The sequence below is a fragment of the Bacillota bacterium genome (genome assembly GCA_013178415.1).
In the GTDB taxonomy this organism is placed as follows: domain Bacteria; phylum Bacillota; class SHA-98; order Ch115; family Ch115; genus Ch115.
Genome location: JABLXA010000001.1, coordinates 1 through 26,254 on the forward strand (window position 1 = coordinate 1; position 26,254 = coordinate 26,254).

General features: G+C 50.8%; 23 protein-coding genes. 22 read left to right on the forward strand and 1 reads right to left on the reverse strand.

All coding sequences use genetic code 11. The features are described from left to right. Positions 1-781 precede the first annotated feature (781 nt). From HPY52_00005 to HPY52_00055, 11 genes are all read left to right on the forward strand, one after another. A complete protein-coding gene (locus HPY52_00005; GenBank protein NPV78648.1) occupies positions 782-1,549 on the forward strand; it encodes a DeoR/GlpR transcriptional regulator in 768 nt (255 codons plus the stop codon). Between the two features lie 112 nt (positions 1,550-1,661). Then, positions 1,662-2,486 carry a fructose-bisphosphate aldolase gene (locus HPY52_00010; GenBank protein ID NPV78649.1) on the forward strand — a complete coding sequence of 275 codons (825 nt, stop codon included), beginning with the start codon at positions 1,662-1,664 and terminating at the stop codon, positions 2,484-2,486. Positions 2,487-2,622: 136 nt separating this feature from the next. Next, a complete protein-coding gene (locus tag HPY52_00015; GenBank protein NPV78650.1) occupies positions 2,623-3,936 on the forward strand; it encodes an extracellular solute-binding protein in 1,314 nt (437 codons plus the stop codon). Positions 3,937-4,016: 80 nt separating this feature from the next. Next, positions 4,017-4,913, forward strand: coding sequence for a sugar ABC transporter permease (locus HPY52_00020; GenBank protein ID NPV78651.1), 897 nt, complete (start codon positions 4,017-4,019; stop codon positions 4,911-4,913). Continuing rightward, complete coding sequence (locus tag HPY52_00025) at positions 4,886-5,812, forward strand: carbohydrate ABC transporter permease (GenBank protein NPV78652.1); 927 nt, start codon at positions 4,886-4,888, stop codon at positions 5,810-5,812. Before HPY52_00020 ends, HPY52_00025 begins: the two co-directional genes overlap by 28 nt. 25 nt (positions 5,813-5,837) lie before the next feature. Further along, complete coding sequence (locus tag HPY52_00030) at positions 5,838-7,034, forward strand: Gfo/Idh/MocA family oxidoreductase (GenBank protein NPV78653.1); 1,197 nt, start codon at positions 5,838-5,840, stop codon at positions 7,032-7,034. An 8-nt stretch (positions 7,035-7,042) separates the two neighbouring features. Further along, positions 7,043-8,437 (forward strand): L-fucose/L-arabinose isomerase family protein, encoded by a 1,395-nt coding sequence (locus HPY52_00035; GenBank protein NPV78654.1) that lies wholly within the window; start codon positions 7,043-7,045, stop codon positions 8,435-8,437. Positions 8,438-8,487: 50 nt separating this feature from the next. Continuing rightward, positions 8,488-9,984, forward strand: coding sequence for a hypothetical protein (locus HPY52_00040; protein NPV78655.1), 1,497 nt, complete (start codon positions 8,488-8,490; stop codon positions 9,982-9,984). A gap of 13 nt (positions 9,985-9,997) precedes the next feature. Next, on the forward strand, positions 9,998-11,011 hold the full coding sequence (locus tag HPY52_00045; GenBank protein ID NPV78656.1) for an amidohydrolase family protein: 1,014 nt from the start codon (positions 9,998-10,000) through the stop codon (positions 11,009-11,011). Positions 11,012-11,409: 398 nt separating this feature from the next. Then, on the forward strand, positions 11,410-11,973 hold the full coding sequence (locus HPY52_00050) for a helix-turn-helix domain-containing protein (GenBank protein ID NPV78657.1): 564 nt from the start codon (positions 11,410-11,412) through the stop codon (positions 11,971-11,973). 274 nt (positions 11,974-12,247) lie between these two features. Continuing rightward, positions 12,248-12,523 carry a hypothetical protein gene (locus HPY52_00055; GenBank protein NPV78658.1) on the forward strand — a complete coding sequence of 92 codons (276 nt, stop codon included), beginning with the start codon at positions 12,248-12,250 and terminating at the stop codon, positions 12,521-12,523. Between the two features lie 176 nt (positions 12,524-12,699). Here HPY52_00055 and HPY52_00060 read toward each other — a convergent pair whose 3' ends face one another. Continuing rightward, positions 12,700-14,253, reverse strand: a complete 1,554-nt coding sequence (locus HPY52_00060) for an IS1182 family transposase (protein ID NPV78659.1) — start codon at positions 14,251-14,253, stop codon at positions 12,700-12,702. A gap of 759 nt (positions 14,254-15,012) precedes the next feature. On the opposite strand from HPY52_00060, the gene ltrA reads away from it, so the two are divergent. From ltrA to HPY52_00115, 11 genes are all read left to right on the forward strand, one after another. Further along, positions 15,013-16,503, forward strand: coding sequence for a group II intron reverse transcriptase/maturase (gene ltrA / locus HPY52_00065; protein ID NPV78660.1), 1,491 nt, complete (start codon positions 15,013-15,015; stop codon positions 16,501-16,503). 162 nt (positions 16,504-16,665) lie between these two features. Then, the gene (locus tag HPY52_00070) at positions 16,666-17,778 is read left to right on the forward strand and encodes a DDE-type integrase/transposase/recombinase (GenBank protein NPV78661.1); all 1,113 of its coding nucleotides are present in this window, start codon (positions 16,666-16,668) and stop codon (positions 17,776-17,778) included. A 7-nt stretch (positions 17,779-17,785) separates the two neighbouring features. Next, the gene (locus HPY52_00075; protein ID NPV78662.1) at positions 17,786-18,316 is read left to right on the forward strand and encodes an ATP-binding protein; all 531 of its coding nucleotides are present in this window, start codon (positions 17,786-17,788) and stop codon (positions 18,314-18,316) included. Between the two features lie 61 nt (positions 18,317-18,377). Then, positions 18,378-19,592: a tyrosine-type recombinase/integrase gene (locus HPY52_00080; protein ID NPV78663.1), complete on the forward strand. Its 1,215-nt coding sequence runs from the start codon at positions 18,378-18,380 to the stop codon at positions 19,590-19,592. Beyond that, on the forward strand, positions 19,589-20,512 hold the full coding sequence (locus tag HPY52_00085) for a tyrosine-type recombinase/integrase (GenBank protein ID NPV78664.1): 924 nt from the start codon (positions 19,589-19,591) through the stop codon (positions 20,510-20,512). The genes HPY52_00080 and HPY52_00085 overlap by 4 nt, the downstream gene beginning before the upstream one ends. Next, a complete protein-coding gene (locus HPY52_00090; GenBank protein ID NPV78665.1) occupies positions 20,512-21,504 on the forward strand; it encodes a tyrosine-type recombinase/integrase in 993 nt (330 codons plus the stop codon). Before HPY52_00085 ends, HPY52_00090 begins: the two co-directional genes overlap by 1 nt. A gap of 131 nt (positions 21,505-21,635) precedes the next feature. Then, entirely contained in the window at positions 21,636-21,989 is a 354-nt protein-coding gene (locus tag HPY52_00095; protein ID NPV78666.1) for a hypothetical protein, read from the forward strand. A gap of 14 nt (positions 21,990-22,003) precedes the next feature. Then, on the forward strand, positions 22,004-22,282 hold the full coding sequence (locus HPY52_00100; GenBank protein ID NPV78667.1) for a hypothetical protein: 279 nt from the start codon (positions 22,004-22,006) through the stop codon (positions 22,280-22,282). 112 nt (positions 22,283-22,394) lie between these two features. Next, positions 22,395-23,318 (forward strand): IS1634 family transposase, encoded by a 924-nt coding sequence (locus HPY52_00105; GenBank protein ID NPV78668.1) that lies wholly within the window; start codon positions 22,395-22,397, stop codon positions 23,316-23,318. 762 nt (positions 23,319-24,080) lie between these two features. Beyond that, a complete protein-coding gene (locus HPY52_00110; GenBank protein NPV78669.1) occupies positions 24,081-24,983 on the forward strand; it encodes an IS1634 family transposase in 903 nt (300 codons plus the stop codon). A 274-nt stretch (positions 24,984-25,257) separates the two neighbouring features. Continuing rightward, positions 25,258-26,136: a lipoate--protein ligase family protein gene (locus HPY52_00115; protein NPV78670.1), complete on the forward strand. Its 879-nt coding sequence runs from the start codon at positions 25,258-25,260 to the stop codon at positions 26,134-26,136. Positions 26,137-26,254: the final 118 nt, after the last annotated feature.

Consider the following 26,254-nt stretch of genomic DNA (forward strand, 5'->3'; position numbering starts at 1 on the left):
TTTATCACAAGAGCCTTGATTCGTATAGAAGGGGGCAACTTGCATTGGGTCTCGTCCCAGGGGAGGACAGAATCAAGGATCTTACCGATCCCAAGGGTGTCGAATAATGCTGAGATAAGAGGAGCAGGTCCTGCATGGAATATCTTTAAGGATGAAACCATTGGAAACACCCCCGCCCCCAGTATACACGGAAGCAGGGGAAAGTATAAGTAAATATTTGCCTTATAATCCTATAAATGTAACATTATCACTAAAATATCTCTCCCTTATCTATGACCTCAGAAAATGCTCCTTCATACTCCGAAAGGGTGCGAAATGTAAGTTACGTATATAGTACCTCTAATGGGGGTTCTAGTTATTGGTATATGATTGTCCGATCTGAGGAAGGTTACTGAAGCGTTCTCTCAAAAGATTAGCTTTGTCAAGCTTATTACTGCCCTTTTCTTTGTAGTCTTAGGAGCATATATGTTGAGCCGTGGATGAGCTTACCTCGCCATCCAATTGACGGAATCCCAGGCGATAATAGGTAGCCATGGGTTCATTTTTCAAAATGGCTCACAGCCTCTATTTATCACTACCTTGACGATACCTTAAAATTTTATAAAAATATATTGACAAATTGTAGCAATAATCTTATACTATGTACTGCATATAATGATTTTTGATGGATCATATGGTATAACTTATCATGCCAAATTGGGAACCTAGAGGGTCATAGGATTGATAATTAGCTGCTGTTGTAGGCTTAAAGTGAATATAATCTTAGATGGGGTGTGCATAAATGTTAGAACTACAGCAAAGAAGAGACAAGATTTTGGAGGTTCTTCGTGAGGCTCATGAGATATCGGTAAATGAGTTATTATCAAGATTCAAAGGGATCTCACCTGCTTCACTGCGCAGAGATCTACGCATTCTGGAGGCAAGGGGCCTGGTATCGAGGAGCTACGGTAGCGTTACGCTTATTTCCTCACTTCAGCATCCTTCGAATCTAGAGAGGAAGCTAAGCGTTCATTCGGGGGAGAAGATGAGAATAGCGAAGGCGGTTGCGTCTTTGGTCAAGGATGGAGAGACCCTTTTCTTCGATACGGGTTCGACTGCCTTATATGTGGCAAGGGAGCTGAGGAATCATAAGGGGTTGATGGTTATCACCAATTCCCTCCCAGTAGCTTATGAGTTAGGGGCCATCCCATATATTAGAGTTGTCATGACCGGCGGGGTTTATCAACATAATGAGCAATGTCTTGTAGGTTCCATGGCTGAACAGGACATCCGTAGTTACAAGGCCTTGAAGGCCATTATCGGTGCGGATGGATTTACCGCGGCAGATGGCGTTACATCTCATGATCCCGAGAATGCGGGGGTCACGCGTGCCATGGTTGAGTGTTCGGAGGAGGTTATAGTTGTAGCGGACTACAGGAAAATAGGGATAAGAGGGGTGGTCCCGATAGCCTCGGCGGAGAAGGTCGATATTCTTGTCACGAATCGCGAGGCTGCCCAAGAAGAGGTTGAGGCTCTGGAGGCAAAGAGTGTCAAAGTGATCCTATGCTAGGCGACCTTCTATAACGGGCATAGATTCAGGGTACCCTTTCTGGTGTACCTTACGGGCCCTTGAATTTATCCATATAAACTAATGAAGCCAGATTCGGAAAGGATGAGGGAATGTGTCCATAGGAAAGGCAATCAGGATGGCCAGGTTATTTAGATCCAAGACAAAGCGTCTCGTTTTAATAACATTGGATCATGGTATATGTATCAAGCCGATGAAAGGCCTGGAGGATACTAAAGCCATCGTGAGAGCGGCAGCGGAAGGGGGAGCCGATGCAGTTCTGGTGACCCCCGGTATAGCGAAGCATACATATGAGGAACTGGCTGGCAAGATCCCCTTTATGCTGAGGATAGATGGGACTGCTACATCCATAGGGCCGGACCTGACCAATGACCGTCTCATATGTTCTGTGGAGGAGGCTTTAAGGCTCGGGGCAGATGCGGTCGCCACTTTTGGCGTCATAGGGGTTCCGCGTGAGGCGGAACTTGCCGAGAAGAATGGGCGAGCCGGTGAGCTCTGCGACCTCTGGGGCATGCCTATGATGACCGAGATGATCCCTCCTGAGATATTAACTCACCAGTTTGAAACCAAGGCATCCCGCAAATGGCCCTCAGATCCCGAGGTGGTGAAGTTCTCCGCGAGAGTCGCGGCAGAGTTGGGGGCTGATATTGTTAAAGGCTACTATACTGGGGACCCTGAAACATTTCGAGAGGTTGTAAAATATTGTCCAGTACCCTATGTGGTGTTGAGTGGCCCTGCTTCGGATGACCCGGAAGTCCTCTTGAAATTCATAAGGGAAGCAATAGACTGCGGGGCTGCTGGGGTTTCGATGGGACGTAATATCTGGGAATCGAAGAACCCCGTGGCTTTAATCAAGGCAATATGCAGTATCGTGCATAATGATGTATCCGCGGAAGCCGCTCTTCGGGAACTCTCTTGAGATAATCAAGTAGGAGGGGGGTGCGATAACTGGCTCCTAAACGGAGAATTGCTGGATGGGTTGCTAGGGGCGATCGAGAGCAGTTAGGCGGAAATGGGAGCGGTTGAGAGGATAATTATAGAAAGGGTGATAGACAATGATAAGAAAGTTACTGGCAAGCCTGCTTACTCTTTCAATGTTATTAGTCTTACTGGTAGCTGTCGGAGTTGATGCGGGCAAAAAGGTTGTGATCGAATACTGGCATCCATATGGCCCTCCCTGGGACGAACTTCAGCAAATGATGGCGGATCTCTTCATGAAAGCAAACCCGGATGTTGAGATAGTTTGCAAAATGGTCCCCTGGGATAGTATGTTTCAAAAGCTGGCTGTGGCTGTAGCCTCGGGCACAGCCCCTGCTGCTGCACATCTCTGGGGAAGCTGGCAAGCGATAGCGGTTGCCGATATGGGGTTGACGGTTCCCCTTGATCCCTATATGAAGAAGGATCCGACATGGGATCCAAAAGATGTATTTCCCGCTTTTCTAGAGCAGTTTCACTATAAAGGTCAATATGTGGGACTCCCATGGGCGGCGCAGCCAACCTCTCTTTGTTGGAACAAGCAGGTTTTCCGTGAGTCTGGCCTTGATCCCGAGTTGCCTCCGAAGAGTCTAGAAGAGTTAGAGGCATATGCGTCCAAGATAACTTTAGAGGATTCGCGGGGCAAGTTGGTAAGGATAGGCTTCCTGCCGCAGAATATCTGGGGAGGCTTTCTTAATTGGGCGTATCATTGGGGTGGTTCGTTCTATGATGAGAAGACTGGAAAGATAACTGCAAGTGATCCTGTAAACGTTCAGGCTTTAGAGTGGCAGGTCAACTTCCTAAATAAGTTCGGGGGTATAGAAGAGATAACGGCTTGGCAGGCCGGATTCACTGGGGGCGAAAACGATCCATTCATTCTAGGTAAACTTGGAATGATGATAGCCTCTCATTATCATTACTACTCCTTCCACAGATATAAACCAGACCTCGAATATGGGTTTGCTAGACCCCTTCTTCCCGGTCCTCCCGACCGGAAGAAAGGGCCCTTGGCACATTGCGACGCCATGGTTGTGCTAAAATCTAAGAATGCTGAATATGGATATAAGTTTATAAAATTTGCAGTTATGGGGGAGGCGTGGTTAGAAAGAAGTAAGATAAGTGCACATCCATCCCCTAGTAGGCGTCTCAATAAGAGGTTTATTGAGCTGGGTCTCCTGCCTAAATGGTATCCTATGGCTCTCTGGGAGCAGAACATGGAGGTGCTAGAGATCGCAAGGCCTCATCCGGCGATACCGGTGATTCCTAAACTCATGGATGAGCTAAGTGCCCAGGTTGATCTTGCTTATCGAGGCAAAAAGACGCCGAGGTCAGCCCTAAAGTATGTTGACGAGGTTGTCCAGCGAGAACTCGATAAGAATTTGAAGAAGCGGTAGATGCGAGAATAGAAATGGCTGGGCGGCTCTCGTGGCCTCCCAGCCGGAGGAATGTGAAGCTGTGGCGGGAGGGAATTGGGATGCTAAGATATATGAGCCTCCGGAATCGAGAAGCCCTCACAGGAGTCATTTTCGCGCTTCCTTGGCTTTTGGGATTTTGTATCTTCAGGGTTTATGCCATCATAACCGTAATCTATTACAGCTTAACTGACTTTAAGGTTTTCGCGCCTCCCGAATGGATAGGTCTAGTCAACTATCAGGAACTATTTAGGTCGGATCCTCTCTTTTATAGATCGCTTTCGAATACCTTCTACTATGTGGCCTTTTCCATACCTCTCGGGATAATAGTGGCATTTTTGCTCGCGGAGCTTTTAAATCAAAAGGTGAAAGGCATGGCCCTGTTCAGGACGATATTCTATCTGCCATCGATAGTTCCGATAGTAGCCTCTTCCATGCTTTGGCTCTGGATACTCAATCCCAATTTCGGACTTTTAAATGCGTTTCTCTCGAAATTGGGACTTCCTGCGCCTAACTGGTTCGGTTCCCCTGTATGGTCTAAGCCCGCCTTGATTTTGATGAGCATATGGGGAATCGGGGGGACGATGATCATATTTTTGGCAGGGCTTCAGGACATTCCGCAACAGTTATATGAAGCTGCCGAACTGGACGGTGCCGGCGTGTTTCAGAAATTCTTCCGGATAACGATTCCGATGATGACCCCGACCCTATTCTTCTCATTGGTTATGGGAATCATCGGCGGTTTTCAAACCTTCACTCAAGCTTTCATAATGACACAAGGCGGTCCGGCATATTCAACGCTTTTCTACGCTCTGTATCTATACAATAACGCTTTTAGATATTTTAAAATGGGATACGCCTCAAGTCAGGCTTTGGTGCTTCTCGTGATAATCATGATACTTACCCTCACAGTTGTGTCTACTTCAAAAAGATGGGTTTACTATGCCGGAAGGTCTTAGGTTTTCGACATGAAAGGGGAGTGGTCCCGGTGGCTAATTTCAACGCGAGCCTGCTTGGAAGCAAGAAGAAACGCGAGGCTTTAGGAAGGGGTATAGCCTACCTGCTTTTGATAACCCTTTCGGTTATATTTGCATTTCCCCTTTTTTGGCTTCTTTCGACCTCCCTCAAACCTGATACCCAGATCTTCATGTTTCCACCCAAGTTGATCCCGAATCCCATCGTTTGGCAGAACTACATCAAGGTTCTTCCGTTACTGAGATTTAGGGTCACAGTAGTAAATAGCCTTGTTATAGCTTTCGGCGAAGTGATGGGTACGGTCATTTCATCCTCTCTAGTCGCCTATAGTTTTGCGCGCCTTCGGTGGCCCGGGCGGGACATTCTTTTTGTCGCTCTGCTATCTACGATGATGATACCCTATGCTGTGACCATGATCCCGATTTTCATCGTTTTCAACAAACTAGGCTGGATAAACACCTTCAAACCTTTGATAGTTCCTAGCTTCCTTGGGAATGCATTTTATATTTTTCTCCTTCGACAGTTTTTTTTAACAATACCGACAGACCTCTCAGATGCCGCAAGGATAGATGGGTGTTCAGAGCTAGGGATCTATTGGAGAATCGTTCTGCCTCTTTCTAAATCGACAGTGGCCGTTGTCGCTATTTTTGCGTTTTTAAATGGCTGGAATGATTTCCTCGGTCCATTGATCTACCTTAACGACCAGAATAAATGGACCTTAAGCTTGGCTTTACATGCCATGAGGAGTGCTCAGATCGGCGAGATAAACTGGTCCGGGATTATGGCTGGATCCGCAATGATGACGGTACCGATAATAATCCTTTTCTTTTTCACTCAAAAATCGTTTATCCAGGGCATAACGCTTACAGGTTTGAAGGAATAGTAGATGATGGAAAGGAGAAGATGCTATGGGAGGCAAAACTAAGGTCAAACTCGGAGTCATAGGGGGGAGGAGGGGGGCTGCATTCAATACAGCCCTGAAGTATTTCTCGGAAAAGGTAGTCCTGAGCTCGATCTGTGACATTTCTGAGGAAGTGGTCGCTAGGTGGAAGGCGGACTTCCCCTGGGTCAAGGGTTATACTTCATTCGAAACACTGCTTTACGAGGATGACTGCAATGCGGTTTTCATCGCAACGCCGAGACGCCTTCATGCAAATCAGGCGATAAAGGCGATGAGAGCCGGTAAGCATGTTTTAAGCGAAGTTCCGGCCGCGCTTACGTTGGATGAATGCTGGGAGCTTGTTGAAACAGTGGAAAGAACAGGTCTAACCTATATGTTGGCTGAGAATTACTGTTATACGCGTCCGAATATGATGGTCCTTAACATGGCTCAAAAGGGCATTTTCGGGGAAATCACATATGCTGAAGGGGCTTATATCCATGACTGTCGTCAACTTTTCTTCTGTGAGAATGGCCAGCTTACTTGGAGGGGCCAGGAAAAGCGGGACGTAAACGGTAACACTTACCCGACGCACTCCCTCGGTCCCATAGCCCAGTGGTTGGGGATTAACCAAAATGACAGACTCGTATTAACCTCCACATGGATGGCCAAGACAGCAAGCACGCCAAGGTACGCTGAAAGAAACTTTGGGAAGGAGCATCCCGGGGCGAAAAGGGAATTTTGGAGCCATGGGGATTCAGCGACTACATTGATTGAGACCCAGAGCGAAGCGGTAATTGTATTGAGAGTCGATTCTACTTCAGCGAGGCCCCACAATATGACACATTATGTGCTCCAGGGTACCACAGCTTCGTATGTTTCCCCGCGTTATGAGAAGGATGACCCCTTGATATGGATTGAAGGGCGAAGCCCTACTGCCCCGGACGGTACGGCCACTGGATGGGAGTGCCTTTGGGATTATGCGGATGAGTTTGAGCATCCTCGCTGGAAGCGGTGGGGAGATGTAGCGAGGGAAGCAGGCCACGGAGGCGGGGATTTCTTTGCCCTGCAGGATTTTGTGGATGCAATTCTCCAGGGTACCCGTCCTCCTATAGATGTTTATGACGCTGTAACCTGGAGCTCGATAATACCCTTGTCTATAGAATCCGTAAAGAAGAAGGGTGCTCCAGTGGAGATCCCAGATTTCACGAAGGGCGGGAGGTGAATCTCCTGGTGTTTAAACCCAATATTGGATTGTTGGGGCTTACCCTAGAATTATATGACTCAAGTCTTCCGGAGTTGAGGTCGGGACGCGAGGTTTTCGCTAGACGGCTGATCAAAATGATGGAAAATGACATAAATTTTTGTTTTCCTGGTGCCTGTAATACAAGGGAAAGCGTTGAAAAAGCCGTTGCTAGGTTTGAATCCGAAGGTTGCGATGCCATACTTGTCATCTTTCTTACGTATGCGCCGAGCCTCATCGCTCTTCCGGCACTTTTCCGCACTAAACTTCCTGTAATCATTTGGAACACCCAAGAGGCCACCGGGATATTGGCGGATTCGGGTCCGGGCCTGATGATGGAAAACCATGGTGTCCATGGTGTCCAGGATTTGACTTCGGCATTGAGGCGCTCAGGACGGAATTTCAGGGTTATAACGGGCCATTGGAGGGATGCCAAGGCGATACATAGGCTTATCATGCTTTTTAGGGCAGCCCGGGCCGTCTCTGTACTGAGGAAGAGCAGAATAGCGTTATTGGGATATCCGATGCAGGACATGGGGGATTTCTGCGTGGATGAGACCGCATTCCTGGCCAAGATAGGGCCGGCGGTGATACATATTTCTATAGATGAGCTTGCTAACTTAGTGGAGAAGGCTCCGGAAGGTGACCTTGGGGAACTAATGGCGGAGGACCGTAAACATTTCGATTGGGACGATATGATAACCTCTGCAGAACATGAGGGGGCAGCCCGGCTTGAATGGGCTATTCGAAGGCTCATATCCGATTACCATCTGAATGCCTGGGCGCAGCATTTCATGGCTTTGGCTGGCAGTAATAGGATATCCATCCTGCCATTTTTAGCAGCTTCCAAGCTGATGGCTGAGGGAGTAGGATACGGTGCCGAAGGTGATGTCACAGTCGCCGCCGGATGTATCTTAATGCGGGAGTTGGCTAAGGAATCGACGTTTGTTGAGATGTTCACGATGGATTTCGAGGAACAAGCTCTTTTTATGAGGCATATGGGTGAGCTGAATATCGCGATGGCCAGGAGGGACGTGCCGGTAAAGGTGATTCGAAAACCGTTTCATTTGGTGAAGATGCAACCCATACCGACTCCAGTGTTTGCTCTAAGACCGGGAGAGGCGACCATCTGCTCCCTTACGACCGGGCCCAAGGGATCCTTCCGCCTAGTGGTGGCCGAAGGCGAGGTCCTGGATATTCCCTGCTATTTGAATATCGGGGCTCCCAATTTCAAATGGAGGCCAAACTGCAAGCTCGAGGAATTTCTCGACAGGTTTGCGGAGGTGGGGGGGTCACACCATCAGGCTCTTGGATACGGAAGGCTTGGGGAAGCAATAGAGGCCGTAGCTGGATTCCTTGGGATCGAAGCTTTCCACATAGGGTGATTCATGCACATAGCCTTCAGATGGATTCGAACGGAGGGAGATGATAGCGTGTGGCTCTCCTTATGGGCCTTGACGTGGGGACGACTGCAGTTAAGTGCATAATAGTCAACGATAGGCTTGAGGTCGTGGCTTCACATGAAAGTGAATATCCTCTGAGTACGCCGCAGCGTGAATGGGTTGAACAAGATCCAGAGGACTGGTGGAATGCCTTGAGGACATCGGTAAGGGGTGTCCTGGGCAAGTTATGTGACGGGGCTACAGGCCAGATCGTTGCCATCGGCCTTTCAAGCCAGGGGGGAGCCCTTGCCCCCCTGGATGATTTGGGACAACCAATCAGACCGGCCATCTCGTGGCTGGATCACCGCAGCAAGCCCCAAGCAGAAAGACTGACAGAAGAATTCGGCATCGATTTCTTTTACCGCCGTTCCGGCTGGAGTTTGAGGGCGGGATTGCCCTTGACCAGCTTAGCATGGCTCCGCGAAAACGAACCGGAAAACTTCCGTCGGGCGGCTCGGTTCATTACCACCGCTGACTATATTGCTTATCGGCTTACGGGAAGATATGTAATTGATAAATCCAGCGCATGCATTTCAATTCTTTATAACCTCCTTAAAAGGGATTGGGACGAGGAGCTCCTGGCCATAGCGGGGATATCCAGGTCAAGACTCTCTGACCTCACAAATCCAATGCAAGAGATCGGGCCTCTTTCATGTAAGGCGGCCGGGGAACTCGGACTTAGGGCCGGACTCCCGGTATATGCCGGAGGCCATGACCAGTTTTGCGTGGCGTTGGGCGCAGGCGTTATAAATCCAGGGGAAGTGCTACTTTCTACGGGAACCGCTTGGGTTTTGGTGTGTGCAGTTGAAAATTTGACCTTCGACCATAAGAACTATCTTGCGATCGAGGAGCATGTAGTTCCCGGCTTGTGGGGGATCCTGTCTTCTATTCCAGCAGGCGGAGTAAGCATGAGGTGGTTAAAGAATTTCATAGGAGAGCAGGATTATGAAGCGATAGATAGGGATGCAGAGGCAATCTCTCCGGGGAGTAACGGTCTTTTCTTTTTCCCCCATCTTGCCGGCGCCGGAGTACCTCACTGGGAGGGGAGTCATTTTGGAACCATCATGGGACTGCGATTAGGGCATGCCCGAGGCCACGTAAGCCGCGCGCTCATGGAGGGAGTCGGGTATGAGGTGCGGTGGGCTCTAGAGTGTTTCAGGGCCTTGGGGGCTAGTCCCACGGTTTTGAAGATGCTGGGTGGGGGTACCAGGAGTTCTGTTTGGCCTCGGATAATAGCGGATATAACTGGGCTTCAGCTAGAGATACCGGATGTGACAGATGCTGGAGCGTTAGGTGCCGCAATCGCGGCAGGGCTGGGCTCCGGTGTCTTGACTTCGCTGCAGTGTCTCACAGATCCAGGTCGACACGTCCTTCGGATTGAGCCTGTCAGGCCGGTATCAGATACGTATTCGCGGCTGTTCGGTCTTTACAAAGCAATCTTCAAGGAGTTATCTAAGGTCTACAAGGAGCTCGAAGGCATTAATTCTTAAAGGAGGAGTGCCCATGTTCTGCTGCAAAAAAACTGACCTCGACATTTGGAACGGCGAGCTGAAAGATTTCGTTCCGGATACGATTTTTGACTTTCACTGCCACATTTGGTTATGCGACCATATGCGCGGAGGTTGGTCAATTGAGTCTTCCTCCCCTTCGCTTCCGTTCACCTGTGCGGAATTTCCGGTCGAGAGGCTTACAGGGGCTGAATCAATCCTATTTCCTGGCAAGAGAGTTACGATGTTAATGTTCGGCCTTCCGAGAAAGGAAGTCGATATTGCCAGAAATAACGAGTATGTGTCCTCTTCGAGTCGGAAGGTCAATGGATACGGTTTAATGATACCCCCGCTCGATGCATCTTCGGATGAGCTTGATGCTATGATCTCCCGCGGGAGTTTTGTGGGATTCAAACCCTACTGGACTTTCGTGACCTGGAAGGAACAGAATGAAGTCCGAATCGATGATATGGTCACTGAAGCTCAGCTTGAGGTTGCAAATGCTAGAAAGCTAATAATTCTGTTGCATATTCCACGGGAATTGAGACTGGCCGATCCCGACAATTTGGATTCGATTAAGAGGATGGCCAGGCGATACCCTAATGCAAGGCTCGTAATTGCACATGTGGGGAGGTCATATTGCACTTGGCCGGCGAAGGAAGGATTGGGCCAGTTGAAAGATTTGGAAAATGTCTATTTTGATACAGCTATGGTCCAAAATCCGGTTGTATATCAGCTCCTTTTCAGGAAGGTAAGCCTTGAACGGATACTTTTTGGGACAGATCTTCCGATCGCCTGGGAGAAGGGGCGGGTTGTATGCGTCAATGAAAGAAATCTATTTGTAACTGCGAAACCTTACCCATGGAGCTTGTCCGCGCCAGGGGAGAAAGCACTTGAATGCACATATTTCGCCTACGAGAGCCTTCGAGCCATTAAGGAAGCTGCAGAGCTTGAAGATTTGTCTCCAACCCAGTTGAAACCCATCTTTTATGATAACGCGAAGAGGATTGTGGAAGACGTGGCAAAATGATAGGAAGCTATTGCGGTGAACGTAACTCCACAGAGAGGCGCTTCGTGCCTCACTCGGGTCGGCGGACACTCTCGTCATACCGATACCGCCTGGAAGCGGTTGGCCTAACCCTTATGACCCCGTTGCCGCTCCGAACTGACCGGGGCCATTAGCTGTTAATGCCGGTCTAAACTGACGTCGATATAGGCGAGATTTCCGGTTGAAGGTGGCGTGTCTTCGGGGCCCCTCAAGGCGAAGGCAGCTTGGGGGGCTTTATTTATTCTATGAGGAAGCAGGATAGCTATATGGCGGCGTGGAATAGGGAGAGAAAGCAAAAAAAGAAGTGAGAAGGCCACCGTGTCTACACAACCTTCTCACCCCGTAGAGGAGGTATTACCCTTACCCCCATGCCTATCGTAATGCCGCTTGCTGTCGATGTCAATAGCTACAATGCCCAATATCGATACAAAAGGCCGGACGCCGAAGTGCGCTGTCCTAATTGCAATACCGTGATGACCCCATGGGATAGCTATCATCGCCATCCGCGCACGCGTGATGGCCGCATATGCATTCTAGTTTACAGGTGGCGATGCCCTAAGTGTGGAAAGACCTCCGGGGTATTGCCTGATTTCCTAGCGCCATATTTGCACCATATCATTGAGGTGCGAGAATCTTGCGTGCGGTCTCACCTGGAGGGTGTCACCATAGAAAAGGCTGCTGAACAGGCGGGTGTAGATGCCCGCACTGTTTCCCGGTGGATGGCGCGCGCAAGGCGCGTCCTCGACAGCGCAGTATCGCTCATCTCAAATCTCATTGCAAGGCTTACCATCATGGTGGCATGGCCGAGGGTGAAGGTGGATGGAACAAAGGGTCGTATGTTCCTGCTCTTCGACTTAGGCGATGTTCTCTGCGGGGCCACCTTGACCCGTGGAGCCCCAGGGGTCTTCCCCAGGGTCAATTGCTCGAATCTCTTCTATCTTTGATGCCAACATATCCGATGCCAGGGGCGCCGGTGGAATTGTCATGTGTCTGATCCGCCACATCCTCCGGCACTGTCGCGAAAACAGCCAGATTTTAATGCCAACCTACTGGGCGTGAGTATAAATCCCATGGTTAAAACAAGCTGCGGGACAAGATTTTCCTCTATTTGGACATGATTTTTCCTTTATACAACAAACTCTGTCATGGTCTATGGATATGGCTGAAGATATATTGGATTCAGATAGAGGCACTGCATTTTTGAAAGGAGGACAGCCAATGGACGATAAACTCAAGCAGGAGATCGCATCTTTTCGCTATGGGCTCATCTCACCGATAGTATCGAGGCAAGACCTTGCTCCAGGGGAGACTACGGCATTGATCCGTCAAGCAGCGTCGAGGCATTATGTGATTCCGGGAAGCGTCCGCATAAGTGTTGGGGAAAGGACAATCCAGCGTTATTTATCCATGTATAGCTGTAACGCGAGGCGGTCTGAGGAACTGCTCAACGGACTATTCCGGACTGAGCCTATTGTTCCACCAGTAGTACCCTAAGAATATGCTCGAGAACCCCTATTACAGCTCGTGCTATCCCTGGTGAAGGGATTATGTTTACAATAATACCCTGGCTGGATGTTATAGTTTCTTACCTTGGCCCGATCAGAGGCCCTCTTTCGTCATGAAAAATACGTGTTCCATCTGCCTCTTTCTGCTGTTTTCCACCATTTTCCTTAAGAATGGCATACTGCTCCCTGAGCTGCCACTGCCCTCATTACCGCTTTGATGTTGTTCAAAATCCCGCACAAGAGAAGCTGAAACTTTACCTTCCTTGTCCCTATATACCTCGCTTCCCTTGCCCCATGCCGGGTAAGATGGCTATTCAATCTCTCTACATTGACCCGCTTCACATATCTATCCTTAAACCCTTCCGTCTTCTGGTATTCCCTCGCCTGCTGAATCTCCGGCTCGTATGGGTGTATCCTGATACATCTGCCGCTTTTGCCTGTGGTGCACTTATCCTTTTCAGGACATCTATCGCATACTCCAGCGCCAAAGAAGACTGTCGCTCCTTTGCGCTCTTCGATGCACTTTACATCAAACCTTGCCTCCTGACCCGCAGGGCATGTCACTATCCCCGTTTCGGTATCTATCTCAAAATCATCCTTCGTGTATAGACCATCTCTTTCGGGAACAGGCGGGGCCTTCGCTACTATTGTCGTCCCTTTCTCCTTTTCCTCTTCCGTCATCTCTGGATCAAAGTAGGCCGAGTCCCCCAAAAGCTCCTCAGGCCTGCGCCCTTCTTTCTCCTGCTCTTCAAGCATTTCTGGAACAGGTTCTTTGTCCGCGACGTTGGCCGCGGTTACCTCTACTCCGGCCACAAGCTGACCATTCTCCCCGCAGGTAATTATGTGCCCTTTGAACCCATCCACCTTCCTGGAACTCGTCTTACGCCCATGCCTCATCTCCGGATCTGTTACGGATATCACCCTGTCCTTACAGGTCCCTTTTACCATCTCAATCCGGCCGTCTTCCCCAATCTCAACGTCCTGCCTCGCAACTCGCTCGAGAAGATCCACCGCGTCCGCAAGATCCCCGGGCATGGGCTCATTCTCCCTTGCCTTCTTCACAAGATTAAGCGCATCCCAAACCAGACTCTCCAAAAGCCTTCTCTTTTCTTCCCCATCGCTCCAGTCTATCTTGGGCTTACCAGGCTTCTCATAATCATCCCGCTTCAAAACACCCCTTAATTCTTCCTCCATCCCGTGACATCGCGCTATCCGCAGCACTCGCAGCACACCCTTGCGGATCAGGGTATACGTATCCTGAACAGCACCTTTACCCCATATCATGAAGGAGTCTACAACCTGGAGGTTCTCCTTGGAGAAAAGCCCAGCTGCCTTTGCTGATCCAAGGGTCTTATTGAGGATCTCCCGGCCGATTTCGCTATTGAGGAAAAGCCTCCTGTGGTCGCACAGGGTTACGGCATCGATACCCTCGAAATTACGGTTGGCCAATATGGCAAACTTGACCCTGTCGTCATAGCGGGATTCTTCCTCCATCTCCCGGTCCGAATATCCCTTCTCGAGTTGGATGAGAAGCGCAGCCATGGTGTGGACAGGGCTTATGGATGGACGGCCTGTATTGCTGAATAGCGGCTCGAAGTCCTTTTCGCTTAAGTTCTTCTTAATCCACTCATGTAGCTTCATCCAGACAGAATTCTCGGGAATGCGCTCTCTCCAGAGGACATCGTCGAAGGTCATTTGAGTATCCCGCTTGCCCAACATGTAGCCATACCCCCGGTCGCATGACTGTTTACCACAACAATTATACAGGATATAGAGCGATATCGCAAGCATTTCGGAGAAATATGCATAAAACTGGGCAATAGATGCTTGTAATCATCACATATGTTCAAATCCTACTGAACCTGACATTTGGGCAATCTGTCGACCGTCAACTATTCCATAAAACCCCTCTAAGGGGCGACTTTCCGAGCATATTCCTAGGCGGTGGTGCGGTGAGGTAACGATCTGTGCCAGAGCCCGCCGACAATGTATCCCGCAGCCAACCGTTGGCTGGCATCCAAACCGCAAGGAGCGAATGTTCCTGCAAGCGTCATGCGGACAGGGGCTAGGGTCGGATGGTATGGTCAACAAATGCTAACGCTCGATAAACGTCGTGAGGATTAACAAGCCAAAGACGCTGATAGGCTTGAACCAAAAGGTATGTGGCAGGCACAGGGGCTCTTTACTCCCCTGTCGTGGACTAATTGCCACCGGCGGACAGGGCGGACCTAACCCATCCTGTTTCTCAGACTGAACGCGGTAAGCCCGTATCCTCCCCCCTAACAGGGGGTAGGGAGCCGTAAGGCATAACGATGGGATGCGGGTAGCGGATCGTGGAGGAAGCGAATGCTGCCCTGTAGCGGGGCAGATAGGGGTTGAGCAGGAATGCAATATCACCCCACGCGAAAGCGGGCAGACTTCCACACGTGGTGTCTCGTCACGAGAGAACTTGATAAACCGATTAAGGAGGCAAAGCAGATGGCGGCAAGTGAAATTGCTGGTGCGGTCTCCCACAGGAAGGTGGACTGGGAGGGTATTGATTGGGACAAGGCCCGCCGGAATGTGCGTCGGCTCCAAGCGCGTATCGTGAAGGCTACCAAGGAAGGCAGATGGGGCAAGGTGAAAACCTTGCAACGGCTGCTGACCCACTCGTTCAGCGGCAAGGCTCTTGCCGTAAAGCGAGTGACGGAGAACAAAGGCAAAAGAACACCTGGAGTAGATGGAGTGATCTGGGACACACCCAAGAAGAAAGAGGCGGCGATACACTCTCTGGGACGGAGGGGTTATCGTCCCCAGCCACTCAGGCGAATGTACATACCGAAGAGCGATGGCAAAAAGAAGCGCCCGTTAGGAATTCCTGTCATGTTCGACAGGGCATGCCAGGCGCTATATCTCCTGGCATTAGACCCAGTTGCAGAGACCATGGCTGATCCTAACTCCTATGGGTTCAGGGTAGGAAGATCTACTGCTGATGCAATAAAGCAATGCTTTATTGCGCTTGCCCGAAAGGACTCGGCTGGGTGGGTGTTAGAAGGAGATATCAAGTCGTGCTTCGATAAAATAAGCCATGACTGGTTATTCGCGAATGTCCCATTGGACAGAAAGGTACTCTGGAAATGGCTTAAAGCCGGGTTCATAGAGCGACGCATCCTCTATCCCACAGAAGAAGGCACGCCGCAGGGCGGGATCATATCGCCCGCGCTTGCCAATGTTGCTCTCAATGGGCTGGAAAAGCGACTAAGAGATGCATTTCCGTCTAAATCTGCCTACCAGGCAGCAAAGGTGCATCTCATAAGGTATGCGGATGACTTTGTCATCACCGGTAGTTCAAAAGAGCTTCTGGAAAACAAGGTCAAGCCTGTTGTAGAGCAATTTCTGGAGGAGCGTGGACTGGAGCTCTCGCAGGAGAAGACGGTCACAACGCACATAGAGGATGGGTTTGACTTTCTGGGGCAGAATGTCCGTAAATACAAGGGCAAACTGCTCATAAAGCCGTCCAAGAAAAATGTGAAAGCTTTTCTCAGGAAGGTGCGGAAAGTCATAAAGGGACATCCTACGCAAACGGCGGGTGAGCTGATACAGATGCTCGCCTCCAAGATAAGGGGATGGGTGAACTTTCACCGCCATGCTGTCAGCAAGGAGACCTTTAGCAAAGTGGATCGTGAGATCTTTCTCGCCCTGTGGAACTGGGCGGTGCGAAGACACCCAGATAAATCCAAGGAATGGATCCGGGCAAAGTACTTCAAAACCGTTGGCAATCGGTCGTGGGTCTTCTATGGCGAAGTATATGGAAAAGAGTTACATCTTCCCTACGCCGCAGATACTCCCATTGAGCGGCATGTCAAGGTGAAAGGAGAAGCCAACCCCTATGATCCCGAATGGGAGGGCTACTTCAAGAAACGCAAAGAAGCGAAAGAAGAAGACGACCAAGAGGGACCCGGGTGGTTTTATATGCCCGAAGAGCCATAAACAGAGTTCATAGCCTAAGTATATCTGTTGGAGCCGCGTCTCGCAAGAGGCGTCATGAGAGGCTCGAGCCGTATGATGGGAAACCATCATGTACGGTTCCAAGGGGGCGGGGAGGCGGCAACGCCTCCTTGCTACCCGGCGGAAGGAGGCTTTGAGGCGCTTATGCCTGTGCCGAGGGGAAATTCCAGCAAGATTCCTGAAGAATTGATAGATCTTGCGATTGCCCTGAGGCGCGAGAACCCTAAGCGCTCTATCGCCACGATCATAGAACTTCTGGAGGCCTCGGGTCAGGTGGAACCTGGATATCTTAAACAGAGCACGCTATATGAGCATTTCAGAAAGGCTGGGCTCACAAAGCCACAGATGACTCCAAAAGACACTTACCGCCGTTATCAGGCCGAACATCGTAACGAACGCTGGATCGGGGACACTTGTCACCTAACTTATCTTGTTGATCTTGAGAATCCCAACAAGAAACACAAGGCGCACCTCATCGCTTGGATTGATGATTATTCCCGAAAGGTGGTGCATGCACAGATCTACAAGGCCGAGAGGTTGCCAGCCCTGGAGGACAGCCTGAAGAAAGCGATTGTGACCCATGGCGTGCCTGAGCAGGTCTATGTTGACAATGGCGCGATCTATTCAAGCTTACATTTTTCAAAGATATGCGCAAGGCTTGGGATTCACCTTACCCACTCACGGCCGTATAGACCCCAGGGTCGAGGCAAAGTTGAGAGGCTTTTTCTGACAGTTCAGAGAAGCTTCCTATCCGAACTTGAGGTTTTATCCAGGACATCCCCAATCGATATCGCAAAGGCAAATGATCTCTTCTCATCATGGCTCAAGACATATTACAATGACAAGCCTCATTCTGCCACAAAACAGGCTCCATCCGTAAGGTTTGATCTGGACAACCACCCCATTCGTCATGTGGATCTCACAGAGCTATATGAGGCGTTCCTCATGGAGGAGGCAAGAAAGGTGGACAAGACAGGGATCTTCTCTCTCCTGGGCCAGACTTACGAAACATCCCCTGAGCTTGCTGGCAGGACCATAACAGTTCGGTTTGATCCCTACGACATGACAAAGATCCAGGTCTTCTTTGAAGGCAAGCGCTATGGGGAGGCAAAGCCGATTGATATCCCAAGGCATCATGTGGGCAGAACATCCCAATCTAAAGAGGGGACCCAAGACATCCAAAAGCCAACCAATATCAATCTCCTCACGCTTACCCCAAGGGAAGGCCTCTCATACAAGGACATGCTCAAGGGGTGATTAGAAAATGGATCTAACGTATTTCCACCTTCAACGGCATCCATTTGAACGAGACATCCCAGTAGGCGAGCTTTTCCCCTTCAAAGGATTTGAAGAGGCTAAAGCTCGGCTGAAATATTCTATGGAAAGGCGCACTATCTCTGTCCTGACTGGGGAAGTAGGCTGCGGCAAATCAACGGTATTACGGGCTCTTGTCTCTTCGCTTCCGGATACCAGGTACAAGTTTATCTATATCTCAGACCGAAACCTCACTGAACGTGCCTTTTATGATCTCATCCTTACCGAGCTTGGCGTGATTCCCGATTACCTCCCTGTCAGGATGAAACGGCAATGCCGGGAGGCGGTCGAGAGCCTCGCTGCAAAGGGGATAGATCTCATCATCGCCATAGACGAAGCCCATGAGCTATCCCATGATATGCTTCAGGAGATCCGGTATCTATGTTTATGCCGAGCCCACGATTATGCCGAGCGAGTCGGTTGTGATAGAGGTGTTATACACAGGAGTGTAAGGGTAGGGGTGTCGAAGTATTCGGCATAATTTACGGAGCTTCGCAGTGCACATCCTGGCCGAAGTTCCGAATGCCGAGGAGGTATGGTTAGTGTGTAAACAGTTCGGGATCCACGTCTCCGGCCCATTAGAGCCGTTCGTTTCCGGGTTCTTGGATGAATTGGCTCGACAGCGATATTCACCGTGGTCGGCGACCTCTTATCTGGTCGTGATGAGGCATCTAAGTTATTGGCTAGGCGATCAGGAATTGGCGGTGGCGGAACTTACACCGCAGCGGGTGCAGGAGTTTGTTGCTGAGCGGCGGGCGCGTGGTTACGCGAAGGGACGCTCAACTGGCGGGATGGTACGGGTACTCATCAACTATCTCAGTAGTATAGGCGCTATACCCGAGGTGATGCCGCATGTTCCCGAGGCGCATCTGACGTGGGTTTTGGACGACTTTACCACGTATTTGCTTAGCCAACGCGGTTTGGCCCAGGGGACCATTCACTGGTATCGGTATGTGGTGCATCGGTTCCTGTCTGCTTTTGGAATCGACGGCGTGAACGGTTTGGAAGGTCTGACGACCGATAAGGTTACTACATTTATCCTTGCGGAGTCCAAGCGCCGTGGTGCGGGATCGCTTAACAATATGGCAGTCGCTTTGCGGGCATTCTTGCGTTTTCTCTATCTGCAAGGTCACATGTCGTTATCGCTGGAGGCTGCGGTGCTCCCCGGCCCAGGCTGGCGTGACACCGGACTGCCGCGCGCCTTATCCGGGGAACAGGTGGCGCAACTGCTCGCCAGTTGCGACCGTCATACCAATACGGGTCGTCGCAATTTCGCGATTATGACCATGCTGGCCCGGCTCGGCTTGCGGTCCAAAGAGGTGGCATCACTGACGTTAGATGATGTGGACTGGCGCAGCGGAGAGATCCTGGTGGCCGGTAAGGGCAACCGCCACGATCGGCTTCCATTGCCAGTGGATGTCGGCGAGGCTCTAGCCGATTATTGCCACCAGGTTCGTCCTGACAGCAGATGCCGCGCCGTGTTTCTGCATGTTCGGGCGCCCTATGCCGCCCTGTCGGGTTCCTCTATCTGCGACATCGTAAAGGGGGCCTGCGTTCAAGCAGGTCTACCACCTGCGGGTGCACACCGGCTGCGACATAGCGCGGCGACGGCAATGCGCCGAGCCGGTGCACCGTTGTTGGAGATTGGTCGGGTTCTCAGGCACAACCACCCAAGGACTACTGCCCATTACGCCAAGGATGACCTCGGCGCCTTGGCCGGAATCGCCCGGCAATGGCCAGGTGGTGGTGCAATATGAGCGATCTTCGTCAGCAAGTAAGCGACTACATTACTCTGCGGCGCTCTCTTGGGTTCAAACTTCTTCAACAGGGTCGGCTTCTGAACGACTTCGTTGATTACCTAGACCACGTGGGAGCATCCACTGTGACCAGCCAGTTAGCGCTGGCCTGGGCCACTAGGCCGACGAACGTGCATCCGCTGTACTGGAAGAAAAGACTCTCCGTGGTGTGCAGCTTCTCCCGTTACCTACAAACGATCGATCCATCTGTCGAAGTGCCAGCGCCGGATCTGCTGGCGTATCGGTACCAGCGCCCGACACCATACCTGTATTCAGAAACTGAGATTGCGGGTCTCATAGATGCCGCCGGCGCATTGAGCCCGCCGTTGAGGGCAGTGACCTATCAGACTTTATTCGGTTTGTTAGCCGCTACCGGGATGCGGTTAGGCGAGGCGATCCGCCTGGACCGTGCCGACGTCGATCCCGTGACGGGGTTGATTCTGATCCGACAGACCAAGTTCAATAAGTCCCGACGGTTGCCTCTGCACCCCACTACCATTGTAGCTCTTAAGGAATATGCGAGACAGCGGGACCGGCTGAGCGGCAATCCGAGGGCGCCAAGCTTCTTCGTGTCCACCCGCGGAACTCGTCTGATCGATGCCTGCGTGCGTCACGTCTTTAGACAGATCCTTGGCCGCCTCGGTCTCCAGCCCCGCGCCGGTTCAGGCCGGCCGCGCATCCACGACCTGCGGCACACCTTCGCAGTGAACACCCTACGTGATTGGTATCGCTCCGGAACGGATGTTGCGGGCAAGCTTCCCCTCCTGTCGGCCTATCTCGGACACGCTGATCCAGTATCCACCTACTGGTACCTCCAGGAGGACCCTGAGCTATTGGCGCTGGCGGCAGAGCGAATCGGGCAGCCAAAGGGGGTGTGGTGATGAGTACTCTCGCTCCCACCTTGGAAGCCTTTTTCACCGAACGGCTCCTCGCCCAGCGGCGGGCTAGCCCACGTACCGTGGCCGCCTATCGAGACTCTTTCCGCCTCCTGTTGAACTTTGTCCACGAGCGGATTGGAAAGGCGCCTTCCCAGCTCGACATTGCCGACCTGGATGCCCCCGTTATTGGTGCCTTCCTTAACTGGCTTGAGCATGACCGGCAGAATGGCGTCCGCACGCGCAATGCTCGTTTGGCAGCGATTCACTCGCTGTTCCGCTATGCATCCCTTCTCCATCCAGAGCACGCGGATGTGATCCGGCGCGTGCTTGCCATTCCAGCCAAGCGCTATGAGCGCACGACAGTCGACTTCCTTAACCAGAACGAGATTGACGCTTTGCTCGCGGCAGTCGACCGTAGCAAATGGATTGGGCGGCGTGACTATGCCCTGTTAGTCCTCGCTATCCAGACAGGGTTGAGGATTGGCGAATTGACTGGGCTCGTCGTCGGAGACCTCAAGCTAGCGAGGCCCGGGGCCCATGTACGGTGTCACGGAAAGGGGCGCAAACAACGTGCGACCCCCTTGACTGCTCAGACGGTTGCTGTGCTATGCGTCTGGCTGCGAGAACGGGGTGGTTGCCACACCGATCCGGCTTTCCCGACCATTCGTGGCGGGCCCCTCAGTTCCGATGCTGTGCAGCGGCTACTCGCTAAATATGTGTCCTTAGCCGCACGAAGCTGCCCTTCATTATGTCACAAGAAAGTGTCACCCCACATACTCCGCCACAGCTGCGCCATGAACCTGCTGCATAGCGGCGTAGACTCCAGCGTAATCGCCCTCTGGCTGGGACACGAAAGCGTCCAGACTACTCAGATCTACATTCATGCCGATATGGCCATAAAAGAAAAGGCAATCTCTCTCACAGCTCCATCTAACACAAAACCTGGTCGCTATCGCCCTCCCGATAAGTTGCTCGCGTTTCTTGAAGCTCTGTGATTATTATTATGCCGAGCGCCAAATCTTTCCGGGCGCTCGGCCCCGGCTTTTTACAGTACTCCGCTCGGCATAATCGTGGGCTCGGCATAAACATAGTTATGCCGATATCGGCATAACTATGTAACTTTAGGATGGATTCATCCACCCCTTTCACCATCATCCTGGTTGGGGAGCCGCAGATGCGGGCAACATTACGCCTTAGATCACTTCAGGCGGTCTTTCGGAGAGTGGAGGTGCAATACCATCTCAGCGGCATGGAGAAATCTGAGATCAAGCCATATATTGTCCATGAACTCAAGATGGCAGGTTGTGATAGGCCACTATTTCCTGATGACGTCATAGATCGCATCTATGAATACTCCAAGGGCGCGGTCTGGCTTGTGGCACGCCTGTGTAAGGGATGTCTCATGGATGCGTATATTCACAGGCAACAGCTTGTGGATGGCGATAACCTGAAACGGGTGACAGAAGAGCTTACGCTCTAAGGAGGGAGAAAGTCATGGATGGCATAGTCATCTCTGAGAAGACGGAGCTTGAATCGGATGTTGTCACGTCGGGTCCCATGGATGTACGAGCAATACTGACATTAATCTATGATGGAGGCAAGGTAACCTTGAGATTCACCTCACTGGATGCGATAGAAAGGGTAGAGTCAGCGATGCGCGCTCTATACTATGAATCCTTGTTTGTATATGAGACTTCGCTTGAGGAGGAAGGAGCTAGATTTCATGGGAATCGAATGAGGGATGGGCGGGCCCGTGTTTTCATGGATAAGTGAGATTACAAGGCCAATTAGATTCATGCTGTTATTGCCCCGGCTCCGGCCGGGGTGATTTCATTCACCCAACTGCCATTTTCTCCAGTGTTAGCGGCGCCAACGGAGGCCAGAATTGACAGTTGGGAAGCTGAGTAGCGCAAGGGAAGGAGCGGCTTACAGGAAGGCGGCATCATACAAGGTTCAAGCTTTCACAAGGGAATTGTATGGGCGCCTTTACAACTTTGTGGTAGTCCACTCAACAGCGTTGGACAAGAGAAAGGTCAAAGCTCTGGATAGACGCATTGAGAATCTCCATAAGGATCTGACCACAGCAGCCAAAGAGATGCAGGCAAAGGAGTTTGCGTGTAAACCGGATGCCAATGCGGCTGCAAAAGAGTTTCTGGCCAAGCATGCTAATGAATTCTACCCGATGTCAGCTGAAGTCATAGAGGAGACCCGTGCGAAGAAGCGTGACAGAAAGGGACGGCCAAGGAAAGACGAGGTTGTGGAACTGGAAACGGTCTATAGGATTCGGCCAGTCATGGGGGCACTCAGCGAGTCCGCGGTAAAGCGGGCAAGGGAACGCAATAACTGCTTTTTGCTGATAACGAATGATTTGCTGATGGAGCCTCCCGATGTGTTACGGGAGTATAAGGAGCAGATAGGGGTAGAGACGTCGTTTAAGTTCCTGAAGGACCCGACATATCTTGATGCGATTTATCTGAAGAAGGAGAGCAGGATAGAGGCGCTGGCATATGTTCTACTCATTGCGCTCTTGATACACCGGATATTGCAACGAAGGGTACGGAAGGCGTTAGAAACAGAGGGTAGTCACATAGTGGTAGCTGGGGGAGTGAAGACTACGGCACCCACCGGGAATCGGATACTGGAGCTTCTGGCTCCGTATCAGGTATTATGTGCCAAGGAGGGAGATCGGGAGTACCGGGTAATTCAAGAGATCCCTAACGAAGAGCCGCTGGAAAGGATACTAAGGCTTGCAGGTTTCAGGTCGGATATATATGTGGTCGTCCGACCGAGCCCGTACCAGCGTGAATGAAGAGATAGAAAATGATTCCGAAGAAAAATAAGTAACATCAGGGGCAGGGGTGCGAAATGTAGGTGCCAGAATTTCCGCAGATACATTTATGCCATCTATCATCCGGCACATGCCGCGTCCTATGCCCGCCGCCGATCTTCCGAGACAAAGGCCTGCACTCCTCCGAGAAGGTCAATTGCCGTTTTTGTCGCCCTTGCGACTTCCTCGATGGAATATAAACCACACTTTACTAAAACTTCTCGTGTTTTCTCCATGTTTTGAGGATACTGACTTCCGTCCTCCATAAAATGTCAACAACCAATCTCAAGTCTGAATGAACATATTGATTGCCTTGTCATTTGCAGTTCTAATGCCATTTTAGGATGGAAAACGAGTATAATGCATGTTTCATAGGAATAGAGGAATAGACCCAGGACCCCATCAAAGTCCCTGTCCGCTGACTCACTGATGAGCAGGTGATGTGGGTGGGAGGCGATCATATAGGTCGGATGGCATCTGTCATGAGCGATTTACTGATGTAGGGAACGGGTTGGCACGGAATCCTGATATACATCAGCCTTTCGCCCAAACGCATGATCTATCCGACGTTCCCCCTTCTCTTTGAGTGAAAATCCAGCAATGACAGGCGTTAGGGGGATTTTTTACACAAAACCTAGTCTATAGTAATTTGAATATTTACTATTAATTTTGAAGATAATTCATAGTATGATAGTCTATAAATGGGGAGTTGACATGTTCATTAAACGCTCATGGAATCCGAAGGTGAAAAATCCCAAAATACATAAGCAATTGGTGGAAGCATACTGGGATCCCGAAACCAAAAACTGTAGGCATCGCCCTATCGTAAACATCACGGATTGGCCTGACCACGTTGTTAATGCCCTCGAACTCGCCCTCAAACACAAAAAACTCATTGACATCGAAGGCGTCTCCTTCACCACCGATGACCCTTACCGTGGAGGAGGCATCCTTGCCGTATACCACCTCTGGAAGAAATACAGGATGGATGAGATCCTTAGCTTCATTTCAGATGCTACGCGCCAGTCCATATTCCTCATGGTTGCCCAACGCATCCTCGACCCTGGAAGCAAACTGGCGCTTAAGCGAAGCCTTGAGGGTACGCTCTTTACTCAGATATTCAGCCAGAACCGGTTTGATGAGGATTCACTCTATGAAGCCATGGATCAGTTGTATGAGTGTTTCTATGAAGTTCAGAAGGCATTAGCTAGAACTCGCAAGGCATCACCCATGCTGCTTCTTTATGACATCACGAGCACATACCTTGAAGGGACCCATGCCGATGACGCCGATTATGGCTACAGCCGGGATAAGCGCTGGGATCGCTATCAGGTAGTAGTTGGTCTAGTATGCGACGGCGAGGGGTTACCGCTGGCCGTAGAGGTTTGGCCCGGCGACACGGCTGATAAGGATACGGTGATCGAGTGCGAGATTAAGTTCCGCGCCAAAGGTGAAACGAGAGAAGTAGAGGAGATACTCCGCTACTGGGACAAGCTTCGCCTGAGCCAACATGTGCTACAGGCAGAGGGTTATGAATCTAGGGAATGGGATTGGCAGTTAGGGGAATTGGGGCTGAAGATCAAAAAAGAGATGGAGCAACTTGAGCTATGGAAATCAGTGGATAGGTATCGCCATAGTCTACAATGAAACTATGATATTAGGTAAAAACCCTTTATTCGCGGGCTCTTTTTAGAGCCCGTTATTTATGGGGAGGGGGAACATCGGCTATATTAGCGGAAAGATGGAATCAGGAAGGAACTCATAAAGGTATGTGGAATAACTTTTGAAGTTGCACCAAATCAAATGGGAGCTGTTATGTCGCTTGCCTCCGGTCACATCCGAAGGTATAATGCCATAGGTATAATGCCGTGGAGTTGAGCGATCTTGTTGATGGCAGATGTGAAGGCAGGTTCCTATTTCGATGTCCTCTGAAGCATCAAATAAATGGCGCTTTTTGAACACGGGTTTTGCGCGCGGTTCCTGGAACATGGCTGTTGATGAGGCGATTCTGATCTGTCACTCCGAAGGGAAGGTTCCGCCTACTATTCGACTGTACGGCTGGGAACCTCCTGCCCTTTCCCTTGGACGCATTCAGTCATTCCACCGCGATGTAGACGCTGGCGCGTGTCGCAAGTTCGGTTTCGATGTAGTCCGCAGGCCTACCGGGGGCCGGGCCGTGCTTCACGATAAAGAAGTGACCTATAGTTTCGTTTTAACTGAATCGCATCCTTTATGCCCGAAACAGATCAGCGAGGCCTTCAGCCTTGCGGCGATGGGCATTCTAAAGGGGCTTTCTCTCCTTGGAATCGAGGCAAATATTCAAGGCAGAGATTCGAGGCAGCGCCGGGACATGCAAAAGGGAAACGGATTATCTTCACCTGCATGTTTCGATTCACCTTCATGGTATGAGATAGTTGTGCATGGCAAAAAGCTTGTGGGGAGCGCCCAGGCGAGAATCAAAGGCACACTCTTGCAGCATGGTTCGATCCTGATGGAATTGGAGCCAGATGTGGTGTCCGCTCTATTCAAATTGCCCAGCGAGGCCGTCAGAATGCGAGTCGAGAGAGAACTCCAATTAGGCGCCACTAGTATTTCATCGATACTGGGACGCAAAGTCGAATTTGGCGAGGTTTCTGCGGCGGTTCGTCAGGGATTCATAGATTTCCTTCGAGAAACCTTCAACATCACCCTGGAGGATGGGGCTCTCACCCCCGATGAGACCCAGTTGGCCGTCGAGCTGGAACAGCAAAAGTATTCCACGGATTCCTGGAATATGCTCAGGTCAACCACCCCGGACTGAAGTTCGAGGCTTGCGGTGAAATCTAGGCGCAACCTCACGGTTAACCCGCCTCAGCATCTGAGCCGAAGGACAAGGCGACGAGGATGCTACATTATCCAGGTCATGATGCAGGGATGCT

Bases quoted from the DNA above. Each gene is read 5' to 3' on its own strand.
- HPY52_00005 (NPV78648.1), top strand. From the start codon at position 782: ATGTTAGAACTACAGCAAAGAAGAGACAAGATTTTGGAGGTTCTTCGT.
- HPY52_00015 (NPV78650.1), top strand. From the start codon at position 2,623: ATGATAAGAAAGTTACTGGCAAGCCTGCTTACTCTTTCAATGTTATTA.
- HPY52_00020 (NPV78651.1), top strand. From the start codon at position 4,017: ATGCTAAGATATATGAGCCTCCGGAATCGAGAAGCCCTCACAGGAGTC.
- HPY52_00025 (NPV78652.1), top strand. From the start codon at position 4,886: ATGGGTTTACTATGCCGGAAGGTCTTAGGTTTTCGACATGAAAGGGGA.
- HPY52_00030 (NPV78653.1), top strand. From the start codon at position 5,838: ATGGGAGGCAAAACTAAGGTCAAACTCGGAGTCATAGGGGGGAGGAGG.
- HPY52_00045 (NPV78656.1), top strand. From the start codon at position 9,998: ATGTTCTGCTGCAAAAAAACTGACCTCGACATTTGGAACGGCGAGCTG.
- HPY52_00050 (NPV78657.1), top strand. From the start codon at position 11,410: ATGCCGCTTGCTGTCGATGTCAATAGCTACAATGCCCAATATCGATAC.
- HPY52_00055 (NPV78658.1), top strand. From the start codon at position 12,248: ATGGACGATAAACTCAAGCAGGAGATCGCATCTTTTCGCTATGGGCTC.
- HPY52_00060 (NPV78659.1), bottom strand. From the start codon at position 14,253: ATGTTGGGCAAGCGGGATACTCAAATGACCTTCGACGATGTCCTCTGG.
- ltrA (NPV78660.1), top strand. From the start codon at position 15,013: ATGGCGGCAAGTGAAATTGCTGGTGCGGTCTCCCACAGGAAGGTGGAC.
- HPY52_00070 (NPV78661.1), top strand. From the start codon at position 16,666: ATGCCTGTGCCGAGGGGAAATTCCAGCAAGATTCCTGAAGAATTGATA.
- HPY52_00075 (NPV78662.1), top strand. From the start codon at position 17,786: ATGGATCTAACGTATTTCCACCTTCAACGGCATCCATTTGAACGAGAC.
- HPY52_00085 (NPV78664.1), top strand. From the start codon at position 19,589: ATGAGCGATCTTCGTCAGCAAGTAAGCGACTACATTACTCTGCGGCGC.
- HPY52_00090 (NPV78665.1), top strand. From the start codon at position 20,512: ATGAGTACTCTCGCTCCCACCTTGGAAGCCTTTTTCACCGAACGGCTC.
- HPY52_00095 (NPV78666.1), top strand. From the start codon at position 21,636: ATGGATTCATCCACCCCTTTCACCATCATCCTGGTTGGGGAGCCGCAG.
- HPY52_00100 (NPV78667.1), top strand. From the start codon at position 22,004: ATGGATGGCATAGTCATCTCTGAGAAGACGGAGCTTGAATCGGATGTT.
- HPY52_00115 (NPV78670.1), top strand. From the start codon at position 25,258: ATGTCCTCTGAAGCATCAAATAAATGGCGCTTTTTGAACACGGGTTTT.